The sequence below is a fragment of the Yonghaparkia sp. Soil809 genome, assembly GCF_001429705.1.
In the GTDB taxonomy this organism is placed as follows: domain Bacteria; phylum Actinomycetota; class Actinomycetes; order Actinomycetales; family Microbacteriaceae; genus Microcella.
In genome coordinates, this window is record NZ_LMSV01000001.1 from 1 (window position 1) to 20,720 (window position 20,720).

The 20,720-nt window shown below is 72.6% G+C and carries 18 protein-coding genes and 2 pseudogenes; 2 read left to right on the plus strand and 18 right to left on the minus strand.

Annotated features, from left to right (window positions below):
* Nucleotides 1–372: 372 nt before the first annotated feature.
* Nucleotides 373–1,683: a tyrosine--tRNA ligase gene (tyrS, locus tag ASG83_RS00005; RefSeq protein WP_369813362.1), complete on the minus strand. Its 1,311-nt coding sequence runs from the start codon at nt 1,681–1,683 to the stop codon at nt 373–375.
* Between the two features lie 172 nt (nt 1,684–1,855).
* On the opposite strand from tyrS, the gene ASG83_RS00010 reads away from it, so the two are divergent.
* Together ASG83_RS00010 and ASG83_RS12940 are read left to right on the plus strand one after the other, a co-directional pair.
* Nucleotides 1,856–2,494, plus strand: coding sequence for a SatD family protein (locus ASG83_RS00010; protein WP_055855556.1), 639 nt, complete (start codon nt 1,856–1,858; stop codon nt 2,492–2,494).
* Nucleotides 2,491–3,060 carry a hypothetical protein gene (locus tag ASG83_RS12940; RefSeq protein WP_055855560.1) on the plus strand — a complete coding sequence of 190 codons (570 nt, stop codon included), beginning with the start codon at nt 2,491–2,493 and terminating at the stop codon, nt 3,058–3,060. Before ASG83_RS00010 ends, ASG83_RS12940 begins: the two co-directional genes overlap by 4 nt.
* Nucleotides 3,061–3,124: 64 nt before the next feature.
* Here ASG83_RS12940 and ASG83_RS00020 read toward each other — a convergent pair whose 3' ends face one another.
* The 17 genes and pseudogenes from ASG83_RS00020 to ASG83_RS00095 form a co-directional block, all read right to left on the minus strand.
* The gene (locus ASG83_RS00020) at nt 3,125–3,781 is read right to left on the minus strand and encodes a DNA-3-methyladenine glycosylase (RefSeq protein ID WP_055858901.1); all 657 of its coding nucleotides are present in this window, start codon (nt 3,779–3,781) and stop codon (nt 3,125–3,127) included.
* 56 nt (nt 3,782–3,837) lie between these two features.
* Complete coding sequence (gene argH, locus ASG83_RS00025) at nt 3,838–5,238, minus strand: argininosuccinate lyase (protein ID WP_055855563.1); 1,401 nt, start codon at nt 5,236–5,238, stop codon at nt 3,838–3,840.
* Nucleotides 5,235–6,215, minus strand: coding sequence for an ornithine carbamoyltransferase (argF, locus tag ASG83_RS00030; protein ID WP_055855567.1), 981 nt, complete (start codon nt 6,213–6,215; stop codon nt 5,235–5,237). Before argF ends, argH begins: the two co-directional genes overlap by 4 nt.
* A complete protein-coding gene (locus ASG83_RS00035) occupies nt 6,212–7,435 on the minus strand; it encodes an acetylornithine transaminase (protein WP_255358240.1) in 1,224 nt (407 codons plus the stop codon). The genes argF and ASG83_RS00035 overlap by 4 nt, the downstream gene beginning before the upstream one ends.
* A pseudogene (locus ASG83_RS12945) lies at nt 7,432–7,840 on the minus strand (acetylglutamate kinase); the annotation flags it as partial. The gene ASG83_RS00035 and the pseudogene ASG83_RS12945, both read right to left, overlap by 4 nt.
* A gap of 1 nt (nt 7,841) precedes the next feature.
* A pseudogene (gene argB / locus ASG83_RS12950) lies at nt 7,842–8,283 on the minus strand (acetylglutamate kinase); the annotation flags it as partial.
* Between the two features lie 10 nt (nt 8,284–8,293).
* A complete protein-coding gene (argJ, locus tag ASG83_RS00045; RefSeq protein WP_055855573.1) occupies nt 8,294–9,445 on the minus strand; it encodes a bifunctional glutamate N-acetyltransferase/amino-acid acetyltransferase ArgJ in 1,152 nt (383 codons plus the stop codon).
* On the minus strand, nt 9,442–10,488 hold the full coding sequence (gene argC / locus ASG83_RS00050; protein WP_055855576.1) for an N-acetyl-gamma-glutamyl-phosphate reductase: 1,047 nt from the start codon (nt 10,486–10,488) through the stop codon (nt 9,442–9,444). The genes argJ and argC overlap by 4 nt, the downstream gene beginning before the upstream one ends.
* 96 nt (nt 10,489–10,584) lie before the next feature.
* Complete coding sequence (gene pheT, locus ASG83_RS00055; RefSeq protein ID WP_055855580.1) at nt 10,585–13,095, minus strand: phenylalanine--tRNA ligase subunit beta; 2,511 nt, start codon at nt 13,093–13,095, stop codon at nt 10,585–10,587.
* Nucleotides 13,095–14,135: a phenylalanine--tRNA ligase subunit alpha gene (gene pheS / locus ASG83_RS00060; protein WP_055855586.1), complete on the minus strand. Its 1,041-nt coding sequence runs from the start codon at nt 14,133–14,135 to the stop codon at nt 13,095–13,097. Before pheS ends, pheT begins: the two co-directional genes overlap by 1 nt.
* A gap of 33 nt (nt 14,136–14,168) precedes the next feature.
* Nucleotides 14,169–15,044: an amino acid ABC transporter permease gene (locus ASG83_RS00065; RefSeq protein WP_082514921.1), complete on the minus strand. Its 876-nt coding sequence runs from the start codon at nt 15,042–15,044 to the stop codon at nt 14,169–14,171.
* Complete coding sequence (locus ASG83_RS00070; protein WP_082598952.1) at nt 15,041–15,688, minus strand: amino acid ABC transporter permease; 648 nt, start codon at nt 15,686–15,688, stop codon at nt 15,041–15,043. The genes ASG83_RS00065 and ASG83_RS00070 overlap by 4 nt, the downstream gene beginning before the upstream one ends.
* 81 nt (nt 15,689–15,769) lie before the next feature.
* Nucleotides 15,770–16,702 carry a glutamate ABC transporter substrate-binding protein gene (locus ASG83_RS00075; protein WP_055855589.1) on the minus strand — a complete coding sequence of 311 codons (933 nt, stop codon included), beginning with the start codon at nt 16,700–16,702 and terminating at the stop codon, nt 15,770–15,772.
* A gap of 62 nt (nt 16,703–16,764) precedes the next feature.
* The gene (locus ASG83_RS00080) at nt 16,765–17,514 is read right to left on the minus strand and encodes an amino acid ABC transporter ATP-binding protein (protein ID WP_055855593.1); all 750 of its coding nucleotides are present in this window, start codon (nt 17,512–17,514) and stop codon (nt 16,765–16,767) included.
* 200 nt (nt 17,515–17,714) lie between these two features.
* A complete protein-coding gene (locus ASG83_RS12555) occupies nt 17,715–18,671 on the minus strand; it encodes a TAXI family TRAP transporter solute-binding subunit (protein ID WP_055855596.1) in 957 nt (318 codons plus the stop codon).
* Complete coding sequence (locus ASG83_RS12560; RefSeq protein ID WP_055855600.1) at nt 18,668–20,044, minus strand: HAMP domain-containing sensor histidine kinase; 1,377 nt, start codon at nt 20,042–20,044, stop codon at nt 18,668–18,670. The genes ASG83_RS12555 and ASG83_RS12560 overlap by 4 nt, the downstream gene beginning before the upstream one ends.
* A gap of 2 nt (nt 20,045–20,046) precedes the next feature.
* Nucleotides 20,047–20,718 carry a response regulator transcription factor gene (locus ASG83_RS00095; RefSeq protein ID WP_055855603.1) on the minus strand — a complete coding sequence of 224 codons (672 nt, stop codon included), beginning with the start codon at nt 20,716–20,718 and terminating at the stop codon, nt 20,047–20,049.
* Nucleotides 20,719–20,720 lie beyond the last annotated feature (2 nt).

Consider the following 20,720-nt stretch of genomic DNA (forward strand, 5'->3'; position numbering starts at 1 on the left):
AGGATAATTTGGCATTGACTTAGTGCACGCTGTTGAGTTCTCAAGGATCGGGCGCACCTGACCGCACGCCTCTCGGCGCTTGTTTCAGGGCAACTGTCCTAACTTATCCGGCCCGGCGTCTCGACGCAAGTCGGCTACCGCGGTGAACCGCGGGCGACGAACTCGGACCCTGCCTGGGCTGGATTCGCCATCCTACGCCTCCGACCGGCTCACGACAAGTCGTGACGATCAGGCGGGGATGTGGTCTCCGCGTGAGGCGGGAGGCTCTTCGGCTCTCCTGCGCCTTTGGGGCGACGAGTTAGAAATGTACGCGGCGCGGGTCGTCCGGGCCAATCAGCGGGGCATCCCGGGCGTGTCGCGTCGCGGGAGGCCTCAGGCGCCCGCGATGCGGACGCCGGCGAGGGTCTTCTTCCCGCGGCGCAGGACCGCCACTCCCCCGGCGAGGGCACGGCCCTCCAGGGTCTCCTCGTCGGAGGCGACCCTCTCGTTGTTGACCGTCACGCCGCCCTGGGCGATCGCGCGGCGAGCGTCGCTGAGGCTCGCGCTCAGCCCCGTGGCGACGAGCGCCTGCGCCACGGTCTGCGCGGGGTCGAGCTCCGCGTACGGGAGCTCGTGCACCGCCGCGGCCAGGGTGGGGGCGTCGAGCGCGTGGAGGTCGCCTCCTCCGAACAGGGCGGCCGTGGCATCCATCGCCATCGCCACCGCGTCGGCACCGTGGACGAGACCGGTCACCTCGAGCGCGAGACGCCGCTGCGCCTCGCGGCGGAAGGGCTCGTTCTCGACCGTGCGGGCGTACTCCTCGATCTCGGCGCGCGAGAGGAACGTGAAGACCTTGAGCCGATCGATCACGTCCGCGTCGTCGGTGTTGAGCCAGAACTGGTACATCGCGTAGGGGCTCGTGAGCTCGGGGTCGAGCCACACCGCGTTGCCCTCGCTCTTGCCGAACTTGCGGCCGTCGGCGTTCGTGACGAGAGGGGTGCCGATCGCATGGACGACCCTGCCCTCCGCACGGCGCACGAGGTCGACTCCGCTCGTGAGGTTGCCCCACTGGTCGCTGCCGCCCGTCTGCAGCACGCAGCCGTAGTCGAGGTGCAGGCGCCGGAAGTCGAGGCCCTGCAGGATCTGGTAGCTGAACTCGGTGTAGCTGATGCCCTCGTCGCTGTGCAGGCGCGCGCTCACCGCGTCCTTCTTGAGCATCGTGCCCACGCGGTAGTGCTTGCCGATGTCGCGGAGGAACTCGATCGCGCTCATCGGCGCCGTCCAGTCGAGATTGTTGACCAGGCGCGCCGCGTTGTCGCCCTCGAAGGACAGGAAGCGGGAGACCTGAGCCTGCAGATAGCCGACCCACTCGGCGACGACGGCCTCGTCGTTGAGCGTGCGCTCGGCCGTCGGCTTCGGGTCGCCGATGAGGCCGGTCGACCCGCCGACGAGACCGAGCGGGCGATGGCCGGCGAGCTGCAGGCGGCGCATGAGCAGCAGCTGCACGAGATTGCCCAGGTGCAGGCTCGGCGCGGTCGGGTCGAAGCCGCAGTAGTAGGTGATCGGCGGGCCGTCGAGCAGCGCCGTGAGCGCGGTCTCGTCGGTCGAGACGTGGACGAGGCCGCGCCAGACGATCTCGTCCCACAGGGTCTCGAAGGAGTCGTCGTTGCGCGGCTCGGTCAGGGTCACGGATGCGGCGGGCACCGCGCCAGCGTACCAACGGGCGCGCGGCGACTCCGTCGCAGGGGGCAGCGCGGGCTCGCGCATCTGTCCACCCTGAACGGTTGCGTGCACGGTTATCAACCCTGCATGGTTGCTTGCGAGGTGATCAGCCTCGTAGACTTGATGCGAGCCGAATTCGCGAGAGGAGCATCCCGTGTTCGTCATCATCGCCGACCAGATCGACAGCCGCCACGACGACGACCGCGTCGCCGGCGCCATCTCCGAGATCGAGCACGAGCACGGAGACGACCTCGCGCTGCCGCCCGAGCGGACCGCCGGCGACGAGCTGCAGCTGCTGACCGCGAGCGCCGAGGCCGCGCTCGAGATCGCCCTGCGCCTGCTGCGCGACGAGCACTGGCGCGTCGGCATCGGCCTCGGGTCGGTGCGCACTCCCCTGCCCGAGAGCGTCCGGGAGGCCCGCGGCCCCGCGTTCCTCGCGGCGCGCGCGGCCGTCGAGGCCGCCGACAAGCGGCCGACGCACTGCGCGGTGCGCGGCTCGTCGGGCGACGAGGACCGCGTCGCCGACCTGGGGGCGCTCGTCGACCTGCTGCTCACCCAGCGGGCACGATGGAGCGAGCAGGGCTGGGAGATGCACGACCTGCTCGAGGGCGGCGACACGCAGGCCGACGCCGCCGAGCGCATCGGCATCACCCCCCAGGCCGCGAGCAAGCGCGCTCGCGCCGCCGGGCTGAAGCTCGACGCGGAGGCCCGCGCCTCCCTCAGCCGCCTGCTCGCCGACGCCGACCGCTCCCAGAGCGCGATCGGCCCGACCTCGGAGGACTCCGCCGCATGATCATCGATCCCGTCGAGCTCTCCCTCGCGCTCGCCTGGTCGGGGCTCGTCGGGATCGTCTGGCTCGCCGTCGTGCTCGCCGTGCTCGCGACGACCGAGGCGCAGCCGCGGCTCGTCATCGTCGGCGTGGGCGTCGTGCTCGTCGGCGGGCTCGCCGTCGCCACGGGCGCGAGCGATGCGCTGCCGTCGGGCTCGGCGCTCCTCGCCCAGCTCGGCATGGCGGCCCTCGGCGTCGCCGGAGGCGGACCGGTCGCGACGCTCGTCCTCGCCGCGGCCTCCCGCGGCAGCGCGGCCCCCGAGGGGGCGCACGGCGGAATCCTCGTCGGCGACGGCGTCGGTCGCGAGGTCCTGCGCGGCGGCACGACGATCGGCTTCCTCGAGCGCACCATCATCGTCGCCGCGGTGCTCATCGGCCGATGGGAGCTGCTCGCCGCCCTCATCGCCATCAAGGGTCTCGGGCGCTTCCGCGACCTCGACGCCGGCGCCGCGACCGAGCGCTTCATCATCGGCACGCTCGTGAGCCTGCTGTGGGCGGGCGCCTGCGCCGGCCTGATCGTGCTCGCCTGACCGCCCCACGCAGCGCACCCCGTCGCGAGGGGTACGGCGGTCGGCCGGGCGGTCGGCCGGGCGATCAGCCGGGCGGTCGGCGCCGACGGGCGACCGCGGGGCGGTAGACGGAGACCGTCGGGTCGTCGGCGATCCAGAACCGCCAGGGGTGCGCCGCGGCATCCCCGCCCGGACCGGCGACGCCCACCCGCGGACCGGAGGCGATGCGCGAGGCCGGCAGCGGAGCGCGTGGCTCGAGCCGCAGACCGTCGAGGTCGGGCCGATCGAGCGGCAGCAGCGGCGACCCGGAATCGGCGAGGACCACGCCGAGCGCCCGCGCCAGCCGAGCAGGCCCCCGGGCGAGGTCGCGATGCGGGATGACGCGGCCCTGGCGGTCCGCGCTCCGGCGGGCGAGCGCGAGCTCGGCGCCCTCGACCACCTCGCCCGCCCGGATGAGCAGGCCCGAGGCGACGCCCGGCTCGCCCGAGACGAGGTTGACGCACGTGTGCATGCCGTAGGTGAAGTACGCGTACACGTGCCCGGCGCCGAGGAACATCGGGCGCGTGCGCGGCGTCTCGCCCCGGAAGGCGTGCGAGCCGGGGTCGTCCGCGCCGCGGTAGGCCTCGACCTCGGTGAGCCGAACTGTCACGCCGCGCCCGTGCAGGAGGGAGCCGAGCAGGCGCGGGGCGACCTCGAGCGGGTCGCCGGCGAGGAGCGCCGCCGTCGCCGGATCCGGCGTCATTCCCTCCGGCGTCATGCCCTCCGGGGGCGGCGCGCCAGCGTCGTCGACCATGGCGATCAGAGCGCGGCGAGCCGCTCGCCGAGGTGGGCGCGCTGCGCGGCGACCGCGACCGCGGCCGTGCCGCCCGCTCCCGATCGGGAGGCGATCGAGCCCTCGACGGTGAGCACCGCGCGCACCTCGCCGGTCAGGCGCGGATCGATCGCGGCGTAGTCGGCGTCGCTCGGCTCGTGGAGCTCGAGGCCCGCGCGCTCGCAGTGCGCCACGAGCGCGCCCGAGATCTCGTGCGCCTCGCGGAACGGCACACCCTGCCGCACGAGCCAGTCGGCGACGTCGGTCGCGAGCGAGAACCCCTGCGGAGCGAGCTCGGCCATGCGCGCGGTGTCGAAGCGCAGGGTGGCGACCATGCCCGTGAATGCCGGCAGCAGCACCTCGAGCGTCTCGACGGCGTCGAAGACCGGCTCCTTGTCCTCCTGCAGGTCGCGGTTGTACGCGAGCGGCAGGCCCTTGAGAGTCGTGAGCAGCCCCGTGAGGTCTCCGATGAGCCGGCCCGCCTTGCCGCGCGCGAGCTCGGCTATGTCGGGGTTCTTCTTCTGCGGCATGATCGACGACCCCGTCGAGTAGCCGTCATGCAGCGTGACGAAGGCGACCTCGCGGGTGTTCCAGAAGATGATCTCCTCCGCCAGGCGCGAGAGGTCGATGCCGATCTGCGCGGCGATGTAGGCGAACTCGGCGACGAGGTCGCGGCTCGCGGTCGCGTCGATCGAGTTCTCGGTGGGGCCGGCGAAGCCGAGCTCGGCGGCCACGATGGCGGGGTCGAGCCCGAGGCTCGAGCCTGCGAGCGCGCCGGAGCCGTACGGCGAGCGGTCGGCGCGGGCCCCCCAGTCGCGCAGGCGCTCGAGGTCGCGCACGAGCGGCCAGACGTGGGCGAGGAGGTGGTGCGCGAGCAGCACCGGCTGCGCGTGCTGCAGGTGGGTGCGGCCGGGCATGACGGCATCGGGATGCGCGTCGGCCTGCAGCGCGAGCGCCTCGATGAGGCGCCGCACCTCCGTCGCGATCGCGCGGCCGTGGTCGCGCAGGTACATCCGGATGAGCGTGGCGATCTGGTCGTTGCGGCTGCGGCCGGCGCGCAGCTTCCCGCCGAGCTCGGGGCCGACCTCGGCGAGGAGCGCGGTCTCGAGGGCTCCGTGCACGTCCTCGTCCTCCGGGCGGGGCTGCAGGCTGCCGTCTCGCCAGCGTGACTCGAGCGCGTCGAGGGCGTCGCGCATCCGTCGCAGCTCGTCGGCGTCGAGGTAGCCGGCCGCCGCGAGGGCGCTCGCGTGCGCGCGGCTGCCGGCGAGGTCGTAGGGGGCGAGCTGCCAGTCGAAGTGGGTCGAGCGGCTGAGGCGCACGAGCTCGGGGCTCGGCCCGTCGGCGAAGCGGCCGCCCCAGAGCGAGCCCTCGTTCGTCGCGCCGCTCATCGGGCGACCCCCGACTGGGTCGCCGCGCCGCCTCGCGCCTGCCTCAGCAACCACACCAGCAGCGCCTTCTGCGCGTGCAGGCGGTTCTCCGCCTCGTCCCAGATGACGGACTGCGGGCCGTCGAGCACGTCGGCCGTCACCTCGTACCCGCGGTAGGCCGGCAGGCAGTGGAGGAAGAGGGCGTCGTCGTCGGCGAGGGCCATGAGCCGCGCATCCACGCGATAGGCGTCGAAGAGGGCGACCCGGGCCTCCTTCTCGTCCTCCTTGCCCATCGACACCCAGGTGTCGGTCACGACGACGTCGGCGCCCGCGGCGGCCGCATCGGCGTCGGTCGTGACGAGGACGGAGCCGCCCGTCTCCGCCGCACGGCGTTCGGCATCGGCGACGATGCGCGCCTCGGGCGACGCCTCGGCGGGTGCGGCGATGCGCACGTGCATGCCCGCGGTCGCGCACGCGAGCAGGTACGAGTGCGCCATGTTGCTCGCGCCGTCACCCAGGAAGGCGACCGTGAGGCCCGCGAGCGCGCCGCGGTGCTCGCGGATCGTCTGCAGGTCGGCGAGCAGCTGGCAGGGGTGGAAGTCGTCGCTGAGAGCGTTGACGACCGGCACGCTCGCGTTCGCTGCCATCTCCTCCAGGCCGGCGTGCGCGAAGGTGCGCCAGACGATCGCGGCGACCATGCGCTCGAGCACGCGCGCGGTGTCAGCGATCGACTCCTTCGCGCCGAGCTGGCTCTCGCCGGACTGGATGACGAGCGGCTGCCCGCCGAGGTCGGCGATGCCGACCGTGAAGCTCACGCGCGTGCGCGTGGAGGTCTTATCGAAGTACACCGCGACGGTCTCGGGGCCCGCGAGGGGGCGCTCGGCGAAGCGGTCGGCCTTGAGCCGGTCGGCGAGATCGAGGATCTCGGCCTGCTCGGCGGGGCTGAGGTCGTCGTCGCGCAGGAAGTGGCGGACGGTGCTCGGTGCGGTGGTGGTCACGCTGCAGCCTCCAGGCTCGCGGAGAAGATGGTCAGGAAGCGTTCGATCTCGCCGTCGCCGATGATGAGCGGCGGCGCGAGGCGGATGCTCGTGTCGTTCGCGGCGTTGACGATGAGCCCGCGGTCGAGGGCGGCGGCGACGACCGCACCCGCGATGGGCCGGTCGAGACCCACGCCCAGCAGGAGCCCGCGCCCGCGCACCTCGGTCACGAGAGGCGATGCGAGAGCGAGGATGCCCGCCCGCAGCTGCTCGCCGCGTCGGGCCGCGTTGCTCACGAGATCCGACCGCTCGATCTCGTCGAGAACGGCACTGGCGACCCCGGTGGCGAGCGGATTGCCCCCGAAGGTCGACCCGTGCTGGCCGAGCGTGAAGAGCTCGCTCGCCTCGCCGATCGTCACGAGCGCGCCGATCGGCATGCCGCCGCCGATGCCCTTCGCGAGCGCGATCGCGTCGGGCACGACGCCCTCGTGCTGGAAGGCGAACCAGTCGCCCGTGCGGCCCGCACCGGTCTGGATCTCGTCGACGATGAGCAGCGCGCCGTGGCGGCGGGTCAGCTCGCGCGCCGCGGTGAGGAAGCCGTCGGGCAGCGGTACGACGCCCGCCTCGCCCTTGATGGGCTCGAGCACGAGCGCCGCGACGTCGCCGTCCATGGCCGCCTCGAGCGCGTCGAGATCGGTGGGCAGGTGCTCGACGCCCGGGAGCATCGGCTCGAAGGGCGCGCGCAGCGCGGGCTTGCCGGTGAGGGCGAGCGAGCCCATCGTGCGGCCGTGGAAGGCCTGCTCGAAGGCGAGGATGCGCGGCCGGCCGGTGCGGCGGGCGAGCTTCACCGCGGCCTCGATCGCCTCGGCGCCGGAGTTCGCCGGGTACACGCGCCCCGACTCCCCCGCGCCGGTGAGGCGCACGAGCCGCTCGGCGAAGCCGACGGCCTGCTCGGTGGTGAAGTAGTTGCTCACGTGCACGAGGCGCGCGGCCTGCTCACTGACGGCCGCGACGAGCGCGGGGTGCGCGTGGCCGAGCGCGTTGACGGCGATGCCGGCGAGGAAGTCGAGGTACTCGCGCCCGTCGACATCCCACACGCTCGCGCCCGCGCCGTGGCTCAGGACGGCCATCGGGGCCGGGGCGGAGCGCATCGCGACGTGCGCGAATCGCGCGCGGAGGGCATCCGTCTGCGGACCCGCGGCGAAGCCGGCGGGGAGCGCCGGCGAGGATGGGGCGCTCACGAGGCGACCACCTCGGTGCCGATGCCCGAGCGCGTGAAGATCTCGAGCAGGATCGAGTGCGGCACGCGGCCGTCGATGATCGCGGCCTTCGGGACTCCCGCGTCGACGGCGTCGAGGCACGCCGTCATCTTCGGGATCATGCCCGACTCGAGCCGGGGCAGCAGCGCGCGCAGCTCGTCGGTGCCGATCGACGACACGAGCGAGTCGCGGTCGGGCCAGTCGCGGTAGAGGCCGGCCACGTCGGTCAGGATCACGAGCTTCTGCGCGCCGAGCGCCGCCGCGAGCGCCGCCGCCGCCGAGTCGGCATTGACGTTGAGCGACTGCCCCGGGGCGTCGAGGTCGGGCGCGATCGACGAGACGACGGGGATGCGCCCCGCGTCGATGAGCGCGAGCACAGCGGCGGGGNGCCGCTTGCCGCGGAACAGGCCCGCATCCTCGCCGGAGACCGCGGCCGCGAGCGGGCCGTGCTGGTTGATGAGGCTCACGAGCGAGCGGCTGATCTGGCCGGTGAGGACCATGCGCACGACGTCCATCGCCTCCGGGCTCGTGACGCGGTAGCCGCCGCGGAACTCGCTCTCGATGCCGAACCGCTCGAGCATGGCCGAGATCTGCGGGCCGCCGCCATGGACGACGACGGGGCGGAGGCCCACCGTGCGCAGGTAGACCATGTCCTCGGCGAAGGCGCGCTGCAGCTCGTCGCTCACCATGGCGTTGCCGCCGAACTTCACGACGACGATCGCGTCGCGGAAGGTCTGCAGCCACGGCAGCGACTCGATGAGCGTCTCGGCCTTCGCGGCGGCGCGCGCGTGCTCGCTCGCGACCTCGTCGGGGGTTCTCAGTTCGCTCATGCCGGCCCTGTCAGCTCGAGTAGGCGCTGTTCTCGTGCACGTAGTCGTGCGTGAGGTCGTTCGTGAGGATCGTCGCGGTCGCCTCGCCCGCGCGCAGGTCGATGAGCAGGTGCACCGCTCGGCCGGTGAGGTCGACCTCATGGCGGGGCCGGTCGGGTCCGCCGGCGTGGCAGACGCGCACGCCGTTCATGCTGACGTCGACGTCGTAGGGGTCGAAGGCGGCGCTCGTCGTACCGATCGCGGCGAGCACGCGGCCCCAGTTGGGGTCGTTGCCGAACACAGCGGCCTTGAAGAGGTTGTTGCGCGCGACCGAGCGGCCGACCTCGACGGCGTCGGCCTCGTGCGCCGCGCCGACGACCTCGATGCGGATGTCGTGGCTCGCACCCTCGGCGTCGCCCTGCAGCTGCTCGGCGAGGTCGAGGCAGAGCGCGGTGAGCGCGCCCTGGAAGGAGGCGCGGTCGGGCTCGATGCCGGATGCTCCGCTCGCCATGAGCGTCACCTGGTCGTTGGTCGACATGCAGCCGTCGGAGTCGAGGCGGTCGAAGCTCATCCGCGTCGCCTCGCGCAGGGCGGCGTCGAGCACGGGGGCGTCGAGCACGGCGTCGGTCGTGATGACCACGAGCATCGTCGCGAGGCCCGGAGCGAGCATCCCCGCGCCCTTCGCCATGCCGCCGATGCTCCAGCCGTCGCCCGTGACGTGCGCCATCTTCGGGACGGAGTCGGTCGTCATGATGGCGCGCGCCGCATCCGCTCCGCCCCCGGCGGAGAGCGCGGCGGCGGCCGAGGCGACGCCCGCCGCGAGCTTCGCGCGGTCGAGCTGCTCGCCGATGAGGCCGGTCGAGCACACGAGCACGTCGCCTGCGCCCACCTGCAGCGCCTCGGCGACGGCCTCGGCGGTCGCGTGCGTCGTCTGGAAGCCCTCCGCGCCGGTGAAGCAGTTCGCGCCGCCGGAGTTGAGCACGATCGCGCTCACCTCACCGTCGGCGATGACCTGCTGCGACCAGATGATGGGGTTCGCCTTCGCGCGGTTGCTCGTGAAGACGGCGGCGGCGGCGCGGAGCGGTCCGCGGTTGACGACGAGGGCGAGGTCGGCACTGCCGCTGGACTTCAGGCCGCACGCGACGCCGGCGGCCTCGAACCCGGCCGGCGCGGTGACGGTCACGGGGCCACCCCGTCGAGGGGGAGGCCGAGGGTCTCGTCGAGTCCGAGGGCGATGTTGAGCGACTGGACGGCCGCTCCCGCGGTGCCCTTCACGAGGTTGTCGATCGCGACGACGACCACCACGCGGCAGGCGTCGGCGTCGACCGCGACGCCCATGAGCGCCGTGTTCGCGCCGAGCGCGTCGGCCGTCTTCGGGAAGCGCCCCTCGGGGAGCACGTGCACGAAGTGCTCGCTCGCGTAGGCGTCGACCCACGCGTCGCGCACGGCCGCGCCGCTCGTCCCGGGCACGAGTCGGGCGGTGAGGGTCGCGAGGATGCCGCGGCTCATCGGCACGAGCACGGGCGTGAACGAGATCGTCGGCGTCTCGGCGCCGGCGACGGCGAGGTTCTGGAGGATCTCGGGGATGTGCCGATGGACTCCCCCGACGGCGTACGGGGAGGCCGAGCCCAGCAGCTCGCTCGCGAGCAGCTCGGTCTTGAGCGACCGGCCGGCGCCGCTCGGCCCGACGGCGAGCGCGGCCGTCAGGTCGCCCGGCTCGATGACGCCGGCGCGGATGCCCGGGGCGAGACCCAGCGTGACCGCGGTCACGTTGCAGCCGGGCACGGCGATGCGGCGCGCGCCCGCGAGGGCGTCGCGCTGACGGCCGCTTCCGGCGTGCACGAGCTCGGGGAGGCCGTACGCCCAGGCGCCGTGCCACTCGCCGCCGTAGAAGCGATCCCAGTCGGCCTCGCTCGTGAGGCGGTGGTCGGCGCCGAGGTCGAGCACGAGCACGTCGTCGGGCAGCTCGGCGGCCAGCGCCCCGGAGGCGCCGTGCGGCAGCGCGAGCACGACGATGTCGTGGCCGGCGAGGGTCGACGCGGTCGTCTCGACGAGGTCGAGCGAGGCGAGCGATCGCAGGTGCGGGTGCACGTCGATGAGACGCTGACCGGCGTGCGAGTGCGCGGTCGCGGTGCGCACCTGAAGCTCGGGGTGCGCGGAGAGGAGTCGCAGGACTTCGCCGCCGGCGTACCCGCTCGCGCCGGCGACCGCAACGGAATACGGCATTGCTCTAGCTTAGGAGCCCGCCGCGCGCGCCGCTGACCGCGCGGTCCACCGCGGGCCGCCCGTCGGCGACGACCCGTCGCGGCCCGCCGCGCATCCTCACCCGCGGAGCGTCGCCCCGAACAGCTCGGCCGCGCGCGCGAGTCCGGCGCTCTTCGCCTCGGTCGCCTCGGCCGCCGTGAGGGTGCGGTCGGGCGCGCGGAAGCGCAGGGCGAGCGTGATCGACTTCGTGCCGGGCGCAAGGCCCGCGCCGCGGTAGTCGTCGATGAGCTCGGCGTACTCGAGGAGCGCGCCTGCCCCCTCGACGACGGCGTCGCGCACGTCGCCCGCGGGCACCTCGACGGGGACGACGAGGGAAAGATCCTGCGTCGCGGCGGGGAAGGTCGACAGCGCGCGGGCCGCGACCTCGCCCGCGCCGAGCGCGATCAGACGGTCGAGGTCGAGCTCGAGGACGCCCACGCGGCGCGGCAGGTCGCGGTCGAGCGCCACCTGGGGCAGCAGCTCTCCGGCGAACCCGACGGTCTCGTCGCCGACGAGGAGCGCGGCCGTGCGTCCCGGATGCAGCGCGGGGTGCGACCCGCTCTCGACGCGGAGGTTCGCGCCCGCCACGCTCGCGATGAGGCGGGCGGCGTCGAGGGCCTCGGCGATGCCCGCCTCCTCGGCCGACTGGCCGATGCCGCGGGCGCGCCGGTCGCCGACGAAGAGCGCGGCGATGCTCCAGGGCTGATGCGGGATGCTCTGCTCGAGCTCGGTGATCGCCTGGTCGCTCGGCCGCGCCGTGCCGAACGGCACCGAATCGACGCCGTAGGTGCGACCCGCCTCGGGCCGGAAGACGTGCCCGAGCTCGAACAGCGCGAGATCGGTGAGGCCGCGGGAGAGGTTGCGGTGCGCGATCGCGGCGAGGCCGGGGACGAGGCTCACGCGGAGCATGCCCTGCTCGGCGTCGAGCGCGTTCGCGACGCGGACCTGCGCGGCATCGGCGCCGCCCATGAGCGCGTTGTCGGCGCTGCGGACGAACGGGTAGGCGAGCACCTCGGTGAGACCCGCGGCGGCGAGGGCGCGGCCGACGCCTCGGCGGACCTGCTGCGAGCGCGTGAGGCCGCGCCCGGGCGGGGCCACGGGGAGCACGGAGGGGATGCGGTCGTAGCCGACGATGCGCGCGACCTCCTCGGCGAGCGAGGGGGCGTCGACGAGGTCGGGGCGCCAGCTGGGCGGCTCGACGAGCCAGCCGTCACCCTCGGGCTTGAGCCTGCAGCCGACCGCGCCGAGCGAGTCGGTGACCTCGTCGAGGGAGTAGTCGACGCCGATGAGGCGGTCGACGAAGCCCTCGGCGAGCGCGATCGACTCGGGGCGCTTGGCCTCGATCCACGCCGAGCCGAGCTCGTCGATCGTGCCGCCCGCGTGCTCGACGAGCAGGTCGGCGACGCGCTGGGCGGCCGGCTCGGCGACGAGCGGGTCGACGCCGCGCGCGAAGCGCTTCGACGCCTCGCTCGGGAGCTTGTGCCGGCGGGCCGAGCGCGCGATCGACACGGGGTCGAAGTTCGCGGCCTCGATGAGCACGTCGGTCGTCGCGTCGCTCACCTCGGTGCTCGCGCCGCCCATGACGCCCGCGATGCCGATGGGGCCCGACTCGTCGATGATGAGGAGGTCCTCCGCGTCGAGGGCGCGAGTCTGGTCGTCGAGCGTCACGAGCGTCTCGCCCGGAAGCGCGCGGCGCACCGTGATGCCCCCGGAGAGCTTCGTCAGGTCGTAGGCGTGGATCGGTTGGCCGAGCTCGAGCATCACGTAGTTGGTGATGTCGACGGCGATCGAGATCGAGCGGATGCCCGCGAGCTGCAGGCGCGAGACCATCGACTGCGGCGTCGGCGCGGTCGCGTCGATGCCGCGCACGACGCGCGTGACGAACACGTCGCACCCGCGGCGACCGCGGACGGGCGCCTGGTCGTCGACGACGACGGAGAAGCCGAGCCCCTCTCCCACTTCGAGCGCCTTCGCGGGGTCGCGGAAGGACGCGCCGGTCGAGTGGGAGTACTCGCGGGCGATGCCGCGGATGGAGAGCGTGTACCCGCGGTCGGGGGTGACGTTGACCTCGACGGCCACGTCATCCAGCCCCAGGAGGGCGATCGCGTCGGTGCCGGGCTCGGCGGCGACGCCGAGCTCGGCGAGGCGGAGGATGCCGTCGTGCTCGTCGCCGAGGCCGAGCTCGCGCGCCGAGGCGATCATGCCGTCGGAGACGTGGCCGTAGGTCTTGCGGGCCGAGATCGGGAACGGGCCGGGAAGGACGGCGCCGGGCAGCGACACGACGACGAGGTCCCCGACATGGAAGTTCCGCGCGCCGCACACGATGCCGCGCACCTCGGGCTCGCCCTCGGTCGTCGTGCCCGTGCGGACCTGGCACCAGCGGATGGTCTTGCCGTTCGACTGGGGCTCCTCGACGAAGTCGAGCACCTCGCCGACGACGACCGGGCCCGTGAGGGCGCCGCCGTGGACGCCCTCCTCCTCGAGGCCGACCTTCACGAGCGCGGCGTGGACGTGATCGGCATCCGCCGCGGAGTCGCCCGAGGCGGGCACCTCGACCCACTCGCGGAGCCAGGACAGCGGGACGCGCATCAGACCACCATTCCGAACTGCTGCGAGAAGCGGACGTCGCCCTCGACCATGTCGCGCATGTCGCTCACGTCGTTGCGGAACATGAGCGTGCGCTCGATCCCCATGCCGAAGGCGAAGCCCTGGTAGACGTCGGGGTCGATGCCCGCGGCGCGGAGAACGTTCGGGTTGACCATGCCGCAGCCGCCCCACTCGATCCAGCGCGCGCCGCCCGTGAACGTCGGGTGCCAGACGTCGAGCTCGGCGCTCGGCTCGGTGAAGGGGAAGTAGCTGGGGCGCAGGCGGATGCGGGCGCCCTCGCCGAACATCGACCGCGCGATGTGCTCGAGCGTGCCCCGCAGGTGGGCCATCGTGAGGCCCTTGTCGATCGCGATGCCCTCCATCTGGTGGAACACGGGCGTATGCGTCGCGTCGAGCTCGTCGGTGCGGAAGACGCGACCGGGCGCGACGACGTAGACGGGCAGCTCGCGCTCGAGCAGCGAGCGCACCTGAACGGGGCTCGTGTGGGTGCGCAGCACGAGGTGCCGCTCGACGGGGTCGATGAAGAAGGTGTCCTGCATCGCGCGCGCGGGGTGGTCGGGGTCGAAGTTGAGGGCGTCGAAGTTGAACCACTCGTTCTCGAGCTCGGGGCCCTCCGCGACCTCCCACCCCATGGCGAGGAAGATGTCGCTCATCTGCTCCATCATCGTCGTGAGCGGGTGCCGCGCACCGTGCGCCTGACGAGCGGGGATGCCCGTCACATCGATCGTCTCGGCGTCGAGCCGCGCCTGCTCCTCCGCGACGGCGAGCTCGGCCTCGCGCGCGGCGACGGCCTGCTGCACCCGGCCGCGCGCCTGGCCGACGAGCTTGCCGAGCGCGGCCTTCTGGTCGTTCGGCACGTCGCGCAGGCTCGCGTTGAGCTGAGCGAGCGTCGAGGCCTCGCCCGTGTGGGCGGAGCGCGCGGCCTTGAGGGCGGCGGTGTCGGGTGCGGCGGCGATCGCGGCGAGGGCCGCCTCGACCGCCGATTCCACCGCCGACTCCGAGATCTGGGGGGTGTCAGGCACGAGACGAGAGTCTAGCCGCGGGCCGCGTCGACCCTATGCGCGCCCGTCGCCCGCCGTGCGGATGACCGTGGTGTCGGCGCTCTCGCCGATGGCCCGTCGTGCGGCCCGGCGGGATGCCCGTCCGCCGGGCGTGCGCGCCGCCAGGCGTCGGGCGAACCACGACAGCGTCAGGTTCACCGTCAGGAACAGCCCGAGCGTGATGACGAAGAACGAGAAGCCGTACTGGGAGAACCCGAAGAACTCCGCCTGCAGCCGCTGCTCGCGCACGAGCTCCTGGAGGCCGACGATGTAGCCGAGCGAGCTGTCCTTCAGCAGCACGACGAGCTGCGCGACGACGATCGGCGCCATGGCGCGGAACGCCTGCGGGAACTCGATGAGCAGTCGGGCCTTGAGCGGCGTGAGCCCGAGCGCGAGACCGGCCTCGCGCTGACCCTTCGGCAGCGCGACGATGCCCGAGCGGAGCGCCTCGCCGATGATCGCCCCGTTGTAGAGGGCGAGGCCGAGCACGACGGCCCAGTACTGGCTCGTCGCGAACAGGATCAGGATGAAGAACATCATGAGCAGCACGGGCATGCCGCGGAAGAACTCGAGCACGATCGTCACGGGGATGCGGACGAGCGCGAGGGACGACAGCCGCAGCACCGCGAACACGCTTCCGACCAGGATGGCGAGCACGCTCGCGAGGGCCGCCACCTGCAGCGTCGTGAGGAGGCCGCGGACGAGGAGGCCCTCCCAGACCAGCGGGTCCTGGAAGATGTCCCAGCGCTCGTAGTCGAAGAGACCCTCCCCGGCGAGGGTCGCGATGACCCACGCGAGACCGGCAGCCAGACCGACTCCCGTGAGGATCGACGCGATGAGCGAGCGGCGGCGGGCCCTGGGGCCCGGCACGTCGTAGAGGACGGAGGTCATCGCATCACCGCGACCTTCTTCTCGAGCCGGTCGGCGATGCGTCCGAGCGGGATCGTGACGAGCAGATAGCACGCGGCGATGGCGAGGAAGATCGCGATCGTCTCGTCCGCGTAGCTGTTGGCGAGCCGCTTGCTGGAGGCGAAGAGCTCGAAGACGAAGAACCCGCCGGCCACGGAGGTGTTCTTCGTGAGGGCGATCGTGACGTTGATGAGCGGCGGGATCACCGAGCGCACCGCCTGCGGGATGATCACGTGGACGGCGGTCTGACTGAAGGTGAGACCCACGGAACGTGCGGCCTCGGCCTGGCCGACCGGCACCGAGTTGACGCCGGAGCGGATCGCCTCGGCGTAGAACGGCGCCGTGTAGAGCGTCAGCGCGATGATCGCGCTGATCTGGAAGTCGATGATCGGCCCCAGGCGCGGGATCACGAAGACGAGCAGGAAGAACACGAGCGTGAGCGGCGTGTTCCGCAGCAGCTCGGTGAATCCGGTCGCGACCCAGCGCAGGCTCGGGACGGGCGAGATGCGCATCGCTGCGAGCACGACGCCGAGCGGCAGCGCGAAGAGCACCGTCAGCGCGAGCATGCGGAGCGTAGCGAGGAAGCCCTCGAGCAGCACGTCGCCGCTCTCGATGAGGAACTGCACGCGAGCCTCCAGGGGTCAGGGAGAGGGGGGATGGTGCGGGGCGGCCGGGGCCGCCCCGCACCCGGGTTCTGCGGCGATCGGTTAGTAGCGGTCGACCATCGGCGGCTCGGGGACGTCGATGACCGTGCCGGCGGTCTCCTCGAACAGTCGAGCCCACGTGCCGTCCTCGAAGGCCTCCTCGAGGACGTCGTTGATGAAGGTGCGGAAGGCGTCGTCTCCGAGCGGAACGCCGATGCCGTAGGGCTCCTCGGTGAAGGTCTCGCCGAGCAGCTCGAACTCGCCGGGGTTCTGGTCGACGAAGCCCGAGAGGATCACGTTGTCGGTCGTGACCGCGACGACCTGGCCGTTGCGCAGCGGGTCGAGGCAGTCGCTGTAGCCGCCCGCGGCGAGCAGCTCGGCGCCGTACTGCTCGGAGATGGTCGCGGCGGGCGTCGAGCCCTCCGCCGAGCAGACCGGGAGACCCTCGAGGTCCTCAGGGCCCTCGATGCCCTCGGGGTTGCCCGCGGCGACGAGGATGTCCTGACCGGCGATGAAGTACGGGCCCGCGAAGTCGATGCGCTCCTTGCGGGCGTCGTTGATCGTGTAGGTCGCGACGACCATGTCGACCTGGTCGGACTCGAGGAACGACTCGCGGACGGACGACTGAGCCTCGATCCACTCGATGTCCTCGAACGGGATGCCCAGCTCGGCGGCGACGAGGGCGCCGATGGCCACGTCGAAACCGACGGGCGAGCCGTCAGGGCCCTGGAGACCGAACAGCGGCTGGTCGAACTTCGTGCCGATGGTGATCGAGCCGGCCTCGGCGAGCTCGGCCATCGTCGTGCCCGCCTCGAACTCCGGATTCTCGGCGATCTCGAGGCTGTAGGGGCCGTTGCCGGTGGCCGCCTCGCCGCCCTCCTCGGGCTCCTCCACGCCGCCGGGGCCGGCGCTGCCGGCCGGACCGCAGGCCGTGAGGCCGAGGAGCAGCGCGGCGCCCGCCGCGCTGAGGATCGTGCTCTTCCGTGTGATGCGCATGTGCTGTACCCCTTGGTGTCGGATCGAGTGATGCATTTCGGATGGGCTGGTGGAACGAGACCTCAGTGACTGAGGATCTTGGAGAGGAAGTCCTTCGCGCGGTCGGTCTTCGGGTCGTCGAAGAACGACGCGGGCGGGGCATCCTCGAGAATGCGGCCGTCGGCCATGAACAGGACGCGATCGGCCGCGCGACGGGCGAAGCCCATCTCGTGCGTGACGACGATCATCGTCATGCCGTCCTTCGCGAGCTGGACCATGACGTCGAGGACCTCGTTGATCATCTCGGGGTCGAGCGCGCTCGTCGGCTCGTCGAGGAGCATGAGCTTCGGGTCCATCGCGAGGGCGCGGGCGATCGCGACGCGCTGCTGCTGGCCGCCGGAGAGCTGCGCGGGCATCTTCTGGGCCTGGTTGGCGACGCCCACGCGGTCGAGGAGCTCCATCGCGCGCTTCTCGGCCTCGGCCTTCGAGGTGCCGCGCACGCGCATCGGGGCGAGCGTCACGTTCTCGAGAACGGTCTTGTGGGCGAAGAGGTTGAACGACTGGAAGACCATGCCGACGTCGGCCCGGAGCGCGGCGAGCGCGGTGCCCTCCTCCGGCAGCGGCGTGCCGTCGATGCGGATCTGACCGCTGTCGATCGTCTCGAGGCGGTTGATCGCGCGGCAGAAGGTCGACTTGCCCGAGCCCGAGGGCCCGATGACGACGACGACCTCGCCCCTCTGAACGGTCGTGGAGATGTCCTTCAGGACGTGCACCTCGCCGAACGACTTGTTGATGCGTTCGATCGCGACGAGCGGTTCAGACACGAGCGCCATCCCTTCCAGTTCGGCCGATGGTCGATGTCGAGCATCCGGACCGCCGCGAGAGACCGGCGCCGCGGAGGCGACAGGGATCGGTCACGACGAGGAATGAGCGCATCGGCATCGGTGGCACGGGTTCACGGTAGGTCGCCGACCTCCGACCGTCACGGGCCTTGAGCGTTTCTTGAGCGTCCGGTCGCGGCCGGACGCGCGGCTCAGCGCCTCGACTGGCTGTAGTAGGCGACGGCCCCCGGGTGCAGGTCGACGGGGTCGGTGAAGATGGCCTGCCGCCGGTCGAGCAGAGCCGCGGCCGGCACCTCCTCCGCGATCGTCGAGCGCGATTCGAACAGCACGGCGAGCACATCGCGGACGAGCTCGTCGGGGGCCCGCTCGGCGACCATCAGGTAGTTGGGCACCGTCATCGTCTCCGTGGCCTGGGTCCGGCCGTAGGCGCCGATGGGGAACTCGGCGAGACGGTACGCGCCGCCGTGCCGGGCGTTCACGCGGTCGACCGTGGCCGGCTCGATCGGCAGCAGGCGCGCGGGTGCGTCGGTGAACAGCTCGGCCAGTCCCGGGGTCGGAAGACCCCCCACCCAGAAGAACCCCTCGATCTCGCCGGCGCGGAACGCGTCGATCGACTCCGCCAGTCCGAGGGCCTCGTCCTCGACGTCGCTCGGCGCGACGCCCTCGGCGTCCAGCACCCTCGTCGCGACGATGTTCACCCCGGAGCTGGGCGCGCCGAGGGAGACGCCGCGCCCGGCGAGATCGGCGATCCGCCGGATGTCGGAGTCGGAGCGCACCACGACGTGCACGTACTCGTCGTAGAGCCGCGCCACGGCCTGCACGTCGAGCGGCTCGGGGAACGCCCCGACGCCGGCGACCGCATCGGCGGCGGCGTCGCTCTGCGCGAACCCGAACAGCGCGCGCCCCTCGGCCACGCGCAGGAGGTTGTCGACCGAGCCGTTCGTCTCGTCGACCGAGACCTCCGACCCGAGCCTGCTCGACAGCACCTCCGCGAGCTGGCCCCCGAAGGAGTAGTACACCCCCGTCACGCCGCCGCCCGCGATGGAGAAGCGATCGGGCGCAGGCGCGGGTCCGCATCCTCCCAGCGCCGCCAGTGCGAGAACCCCGCCGAGGGCGATCAGGAGGCTCCGCCGCGCTCGTGCCCTCACGACGACTCCCCCCTGCCGAGCCGCAGATGCACCGCGAGCCCTCCGTCCTCGGGCGACTCCACGCGGAGCCGGCCGCCGATCGAGTGCAGCAGATCGGTCGCGATCGCGAGCCCCAGGCCCGAGCCGGGCGTGCTCCGGTTGCGCGGGCTCCGCCAGAAGCGCTCGGTCAGGTGCGCGAGCTCGTCCTCCCGGACGCCGGGGCCGTGGTCGCGCACCACGATCTCGGCACCCTCGACGGAGTCGGTCACCGAGACCACGACCCGCGTGCCGGACGGGGAGAACTTCACCGCGTTGTCGATCACCGCATCCAGCGCGCTCTCCAGGATCGTCCGGTCGGTCACCGTGAGAACCGGTGCGTCGCCGTCCGCGAGGAGGTCGACGCCCGACTGCGAGGCCGCCTGCCGCCAGGCCTCGACCCGCGCCCTCCCGACCTCCGCGACGTCCACGACGCCGGCAGCGGCGCCGCGCTCGCTGCTCCTGGCGAGGCTGAGGAGCGTGTCGAGGATGCGCGTCATGCGTCGCCCCTCCTCGCGCGTCTCCTCGATGTCGCGACCCCACTCGTCGCCGAGCCCGGTCGCGAGGTACTCCACGCGCACGAGGAGCGCGTTGAGCGGGTTCCGCAGCTCGTGCGAGGCGTTGAGCGCGAACTCCTGCTGGCGCGACATCACGCGCTCGATCTCCTCCGCCATGCGGTTGAAGATGAGGATCATGCTGCGCAGCTCCGGCGGGCCCGTCTCGTCGGCGATGCGCGCCTCCACGTCGCCGCGCTCGATCGCCTCCATCGCCCGGTCGACTCGGCGGATGGGTCGGAGCACCCAGTTGGCGAGCCGGAACACCACGTAGATGCCGACGGAGGTGGCGAGGATGGCGCCGCCGAGCAGGAGCCCCCACTGCCGCAGGATCGTCTCTCGGGCGATGTCTCCGCTGGCGGTCACGACGACCGCTCCGATGGCCTCGCCGTTGTCGATCACGGGCTCGACCATGATCAGGTCGCTCAGGGCCCACGGAGGCGCCGGCTCGGGCACCTCGCCGCGACGGCCCGCGAGGGCGAGCTGGATCTGCGCGGTCGTCGCCTCGTCGAGCACGCCCGGGTCGCCGCCGCCGTCGACCCACGGCGCGCCCGACCGGTCGATGACGAGCACGCGCGTGCCGTAGAGCTCGTAGTAGCGGCCCGCCTCGCTCGCCACGAGCTCGGGGCTGCCGGACCGGAGCGCCTGGCGCGCGCTCGTCACGAAGTAGGCCACGTCGCCCAGCAGCTGCGAGATCTGCTCCTGCTGGATGCTGCGGGCGGCGCTCCATGCGTAGGCCCCGCCGAGCACGAGCAGGACACCCACGAGCGGGACGAGGAACACGACGATGAGCCGCCTGCGCACGGCTACCGCCCCGCGAATCGGTAGCCGACGCCTCGGACGGTCTCGATCAGATCGCCGCGCCCGATCTTGCGCCGGATCGACCCGACGTGCACCTCGAGCGAGCGGCTGAACGCGTGCCAGTCGGTCTGCCAGACCTCGCGGATGATGCGCTCTCGCGGCACCACGACCCCGGGGTAGCGCGCGAGCGCTGCGATGATGTCGAACTCCGTCCGCGTGAGGTCGACGGCCGTGCCGGCGACGAGCACCTGGCGCCCCGACAGGTCGATGCGGACTCCTGAGACATCGATCACCTGCTCGGGCGTCGGCTCAGCCACGAGCGCCCGCGCGCGCCGGGTGACCGCCTCGATCCGCGCGACCAGCTCCAGCACGTTGTACGGCTTGACCAGGAAGTCGTCCGCTCCGGCGCGAAGACCGCGGATCCGCTCCTGGACGTGGCTGCGCGCCGTGGCGATGATGATCGGCACGCCCGAGCGCTCCCGGATCCTCCGGCACAGCTCGATGCCGTCGACGTCGGGCAGGCCGAGATCCAGGAGGACGACCTCGGTGTCGGAGCTCAGAGCCTCGAGGGCCTGCGCGCCATCGGCGGCGCTCACCGTGTCGTAGCCGGCTTTGCGCAGGAACGCGCGGAGGGCATCCATCAGTCGATCGTCGTCCTCGACGATCAGCACCGTCACGG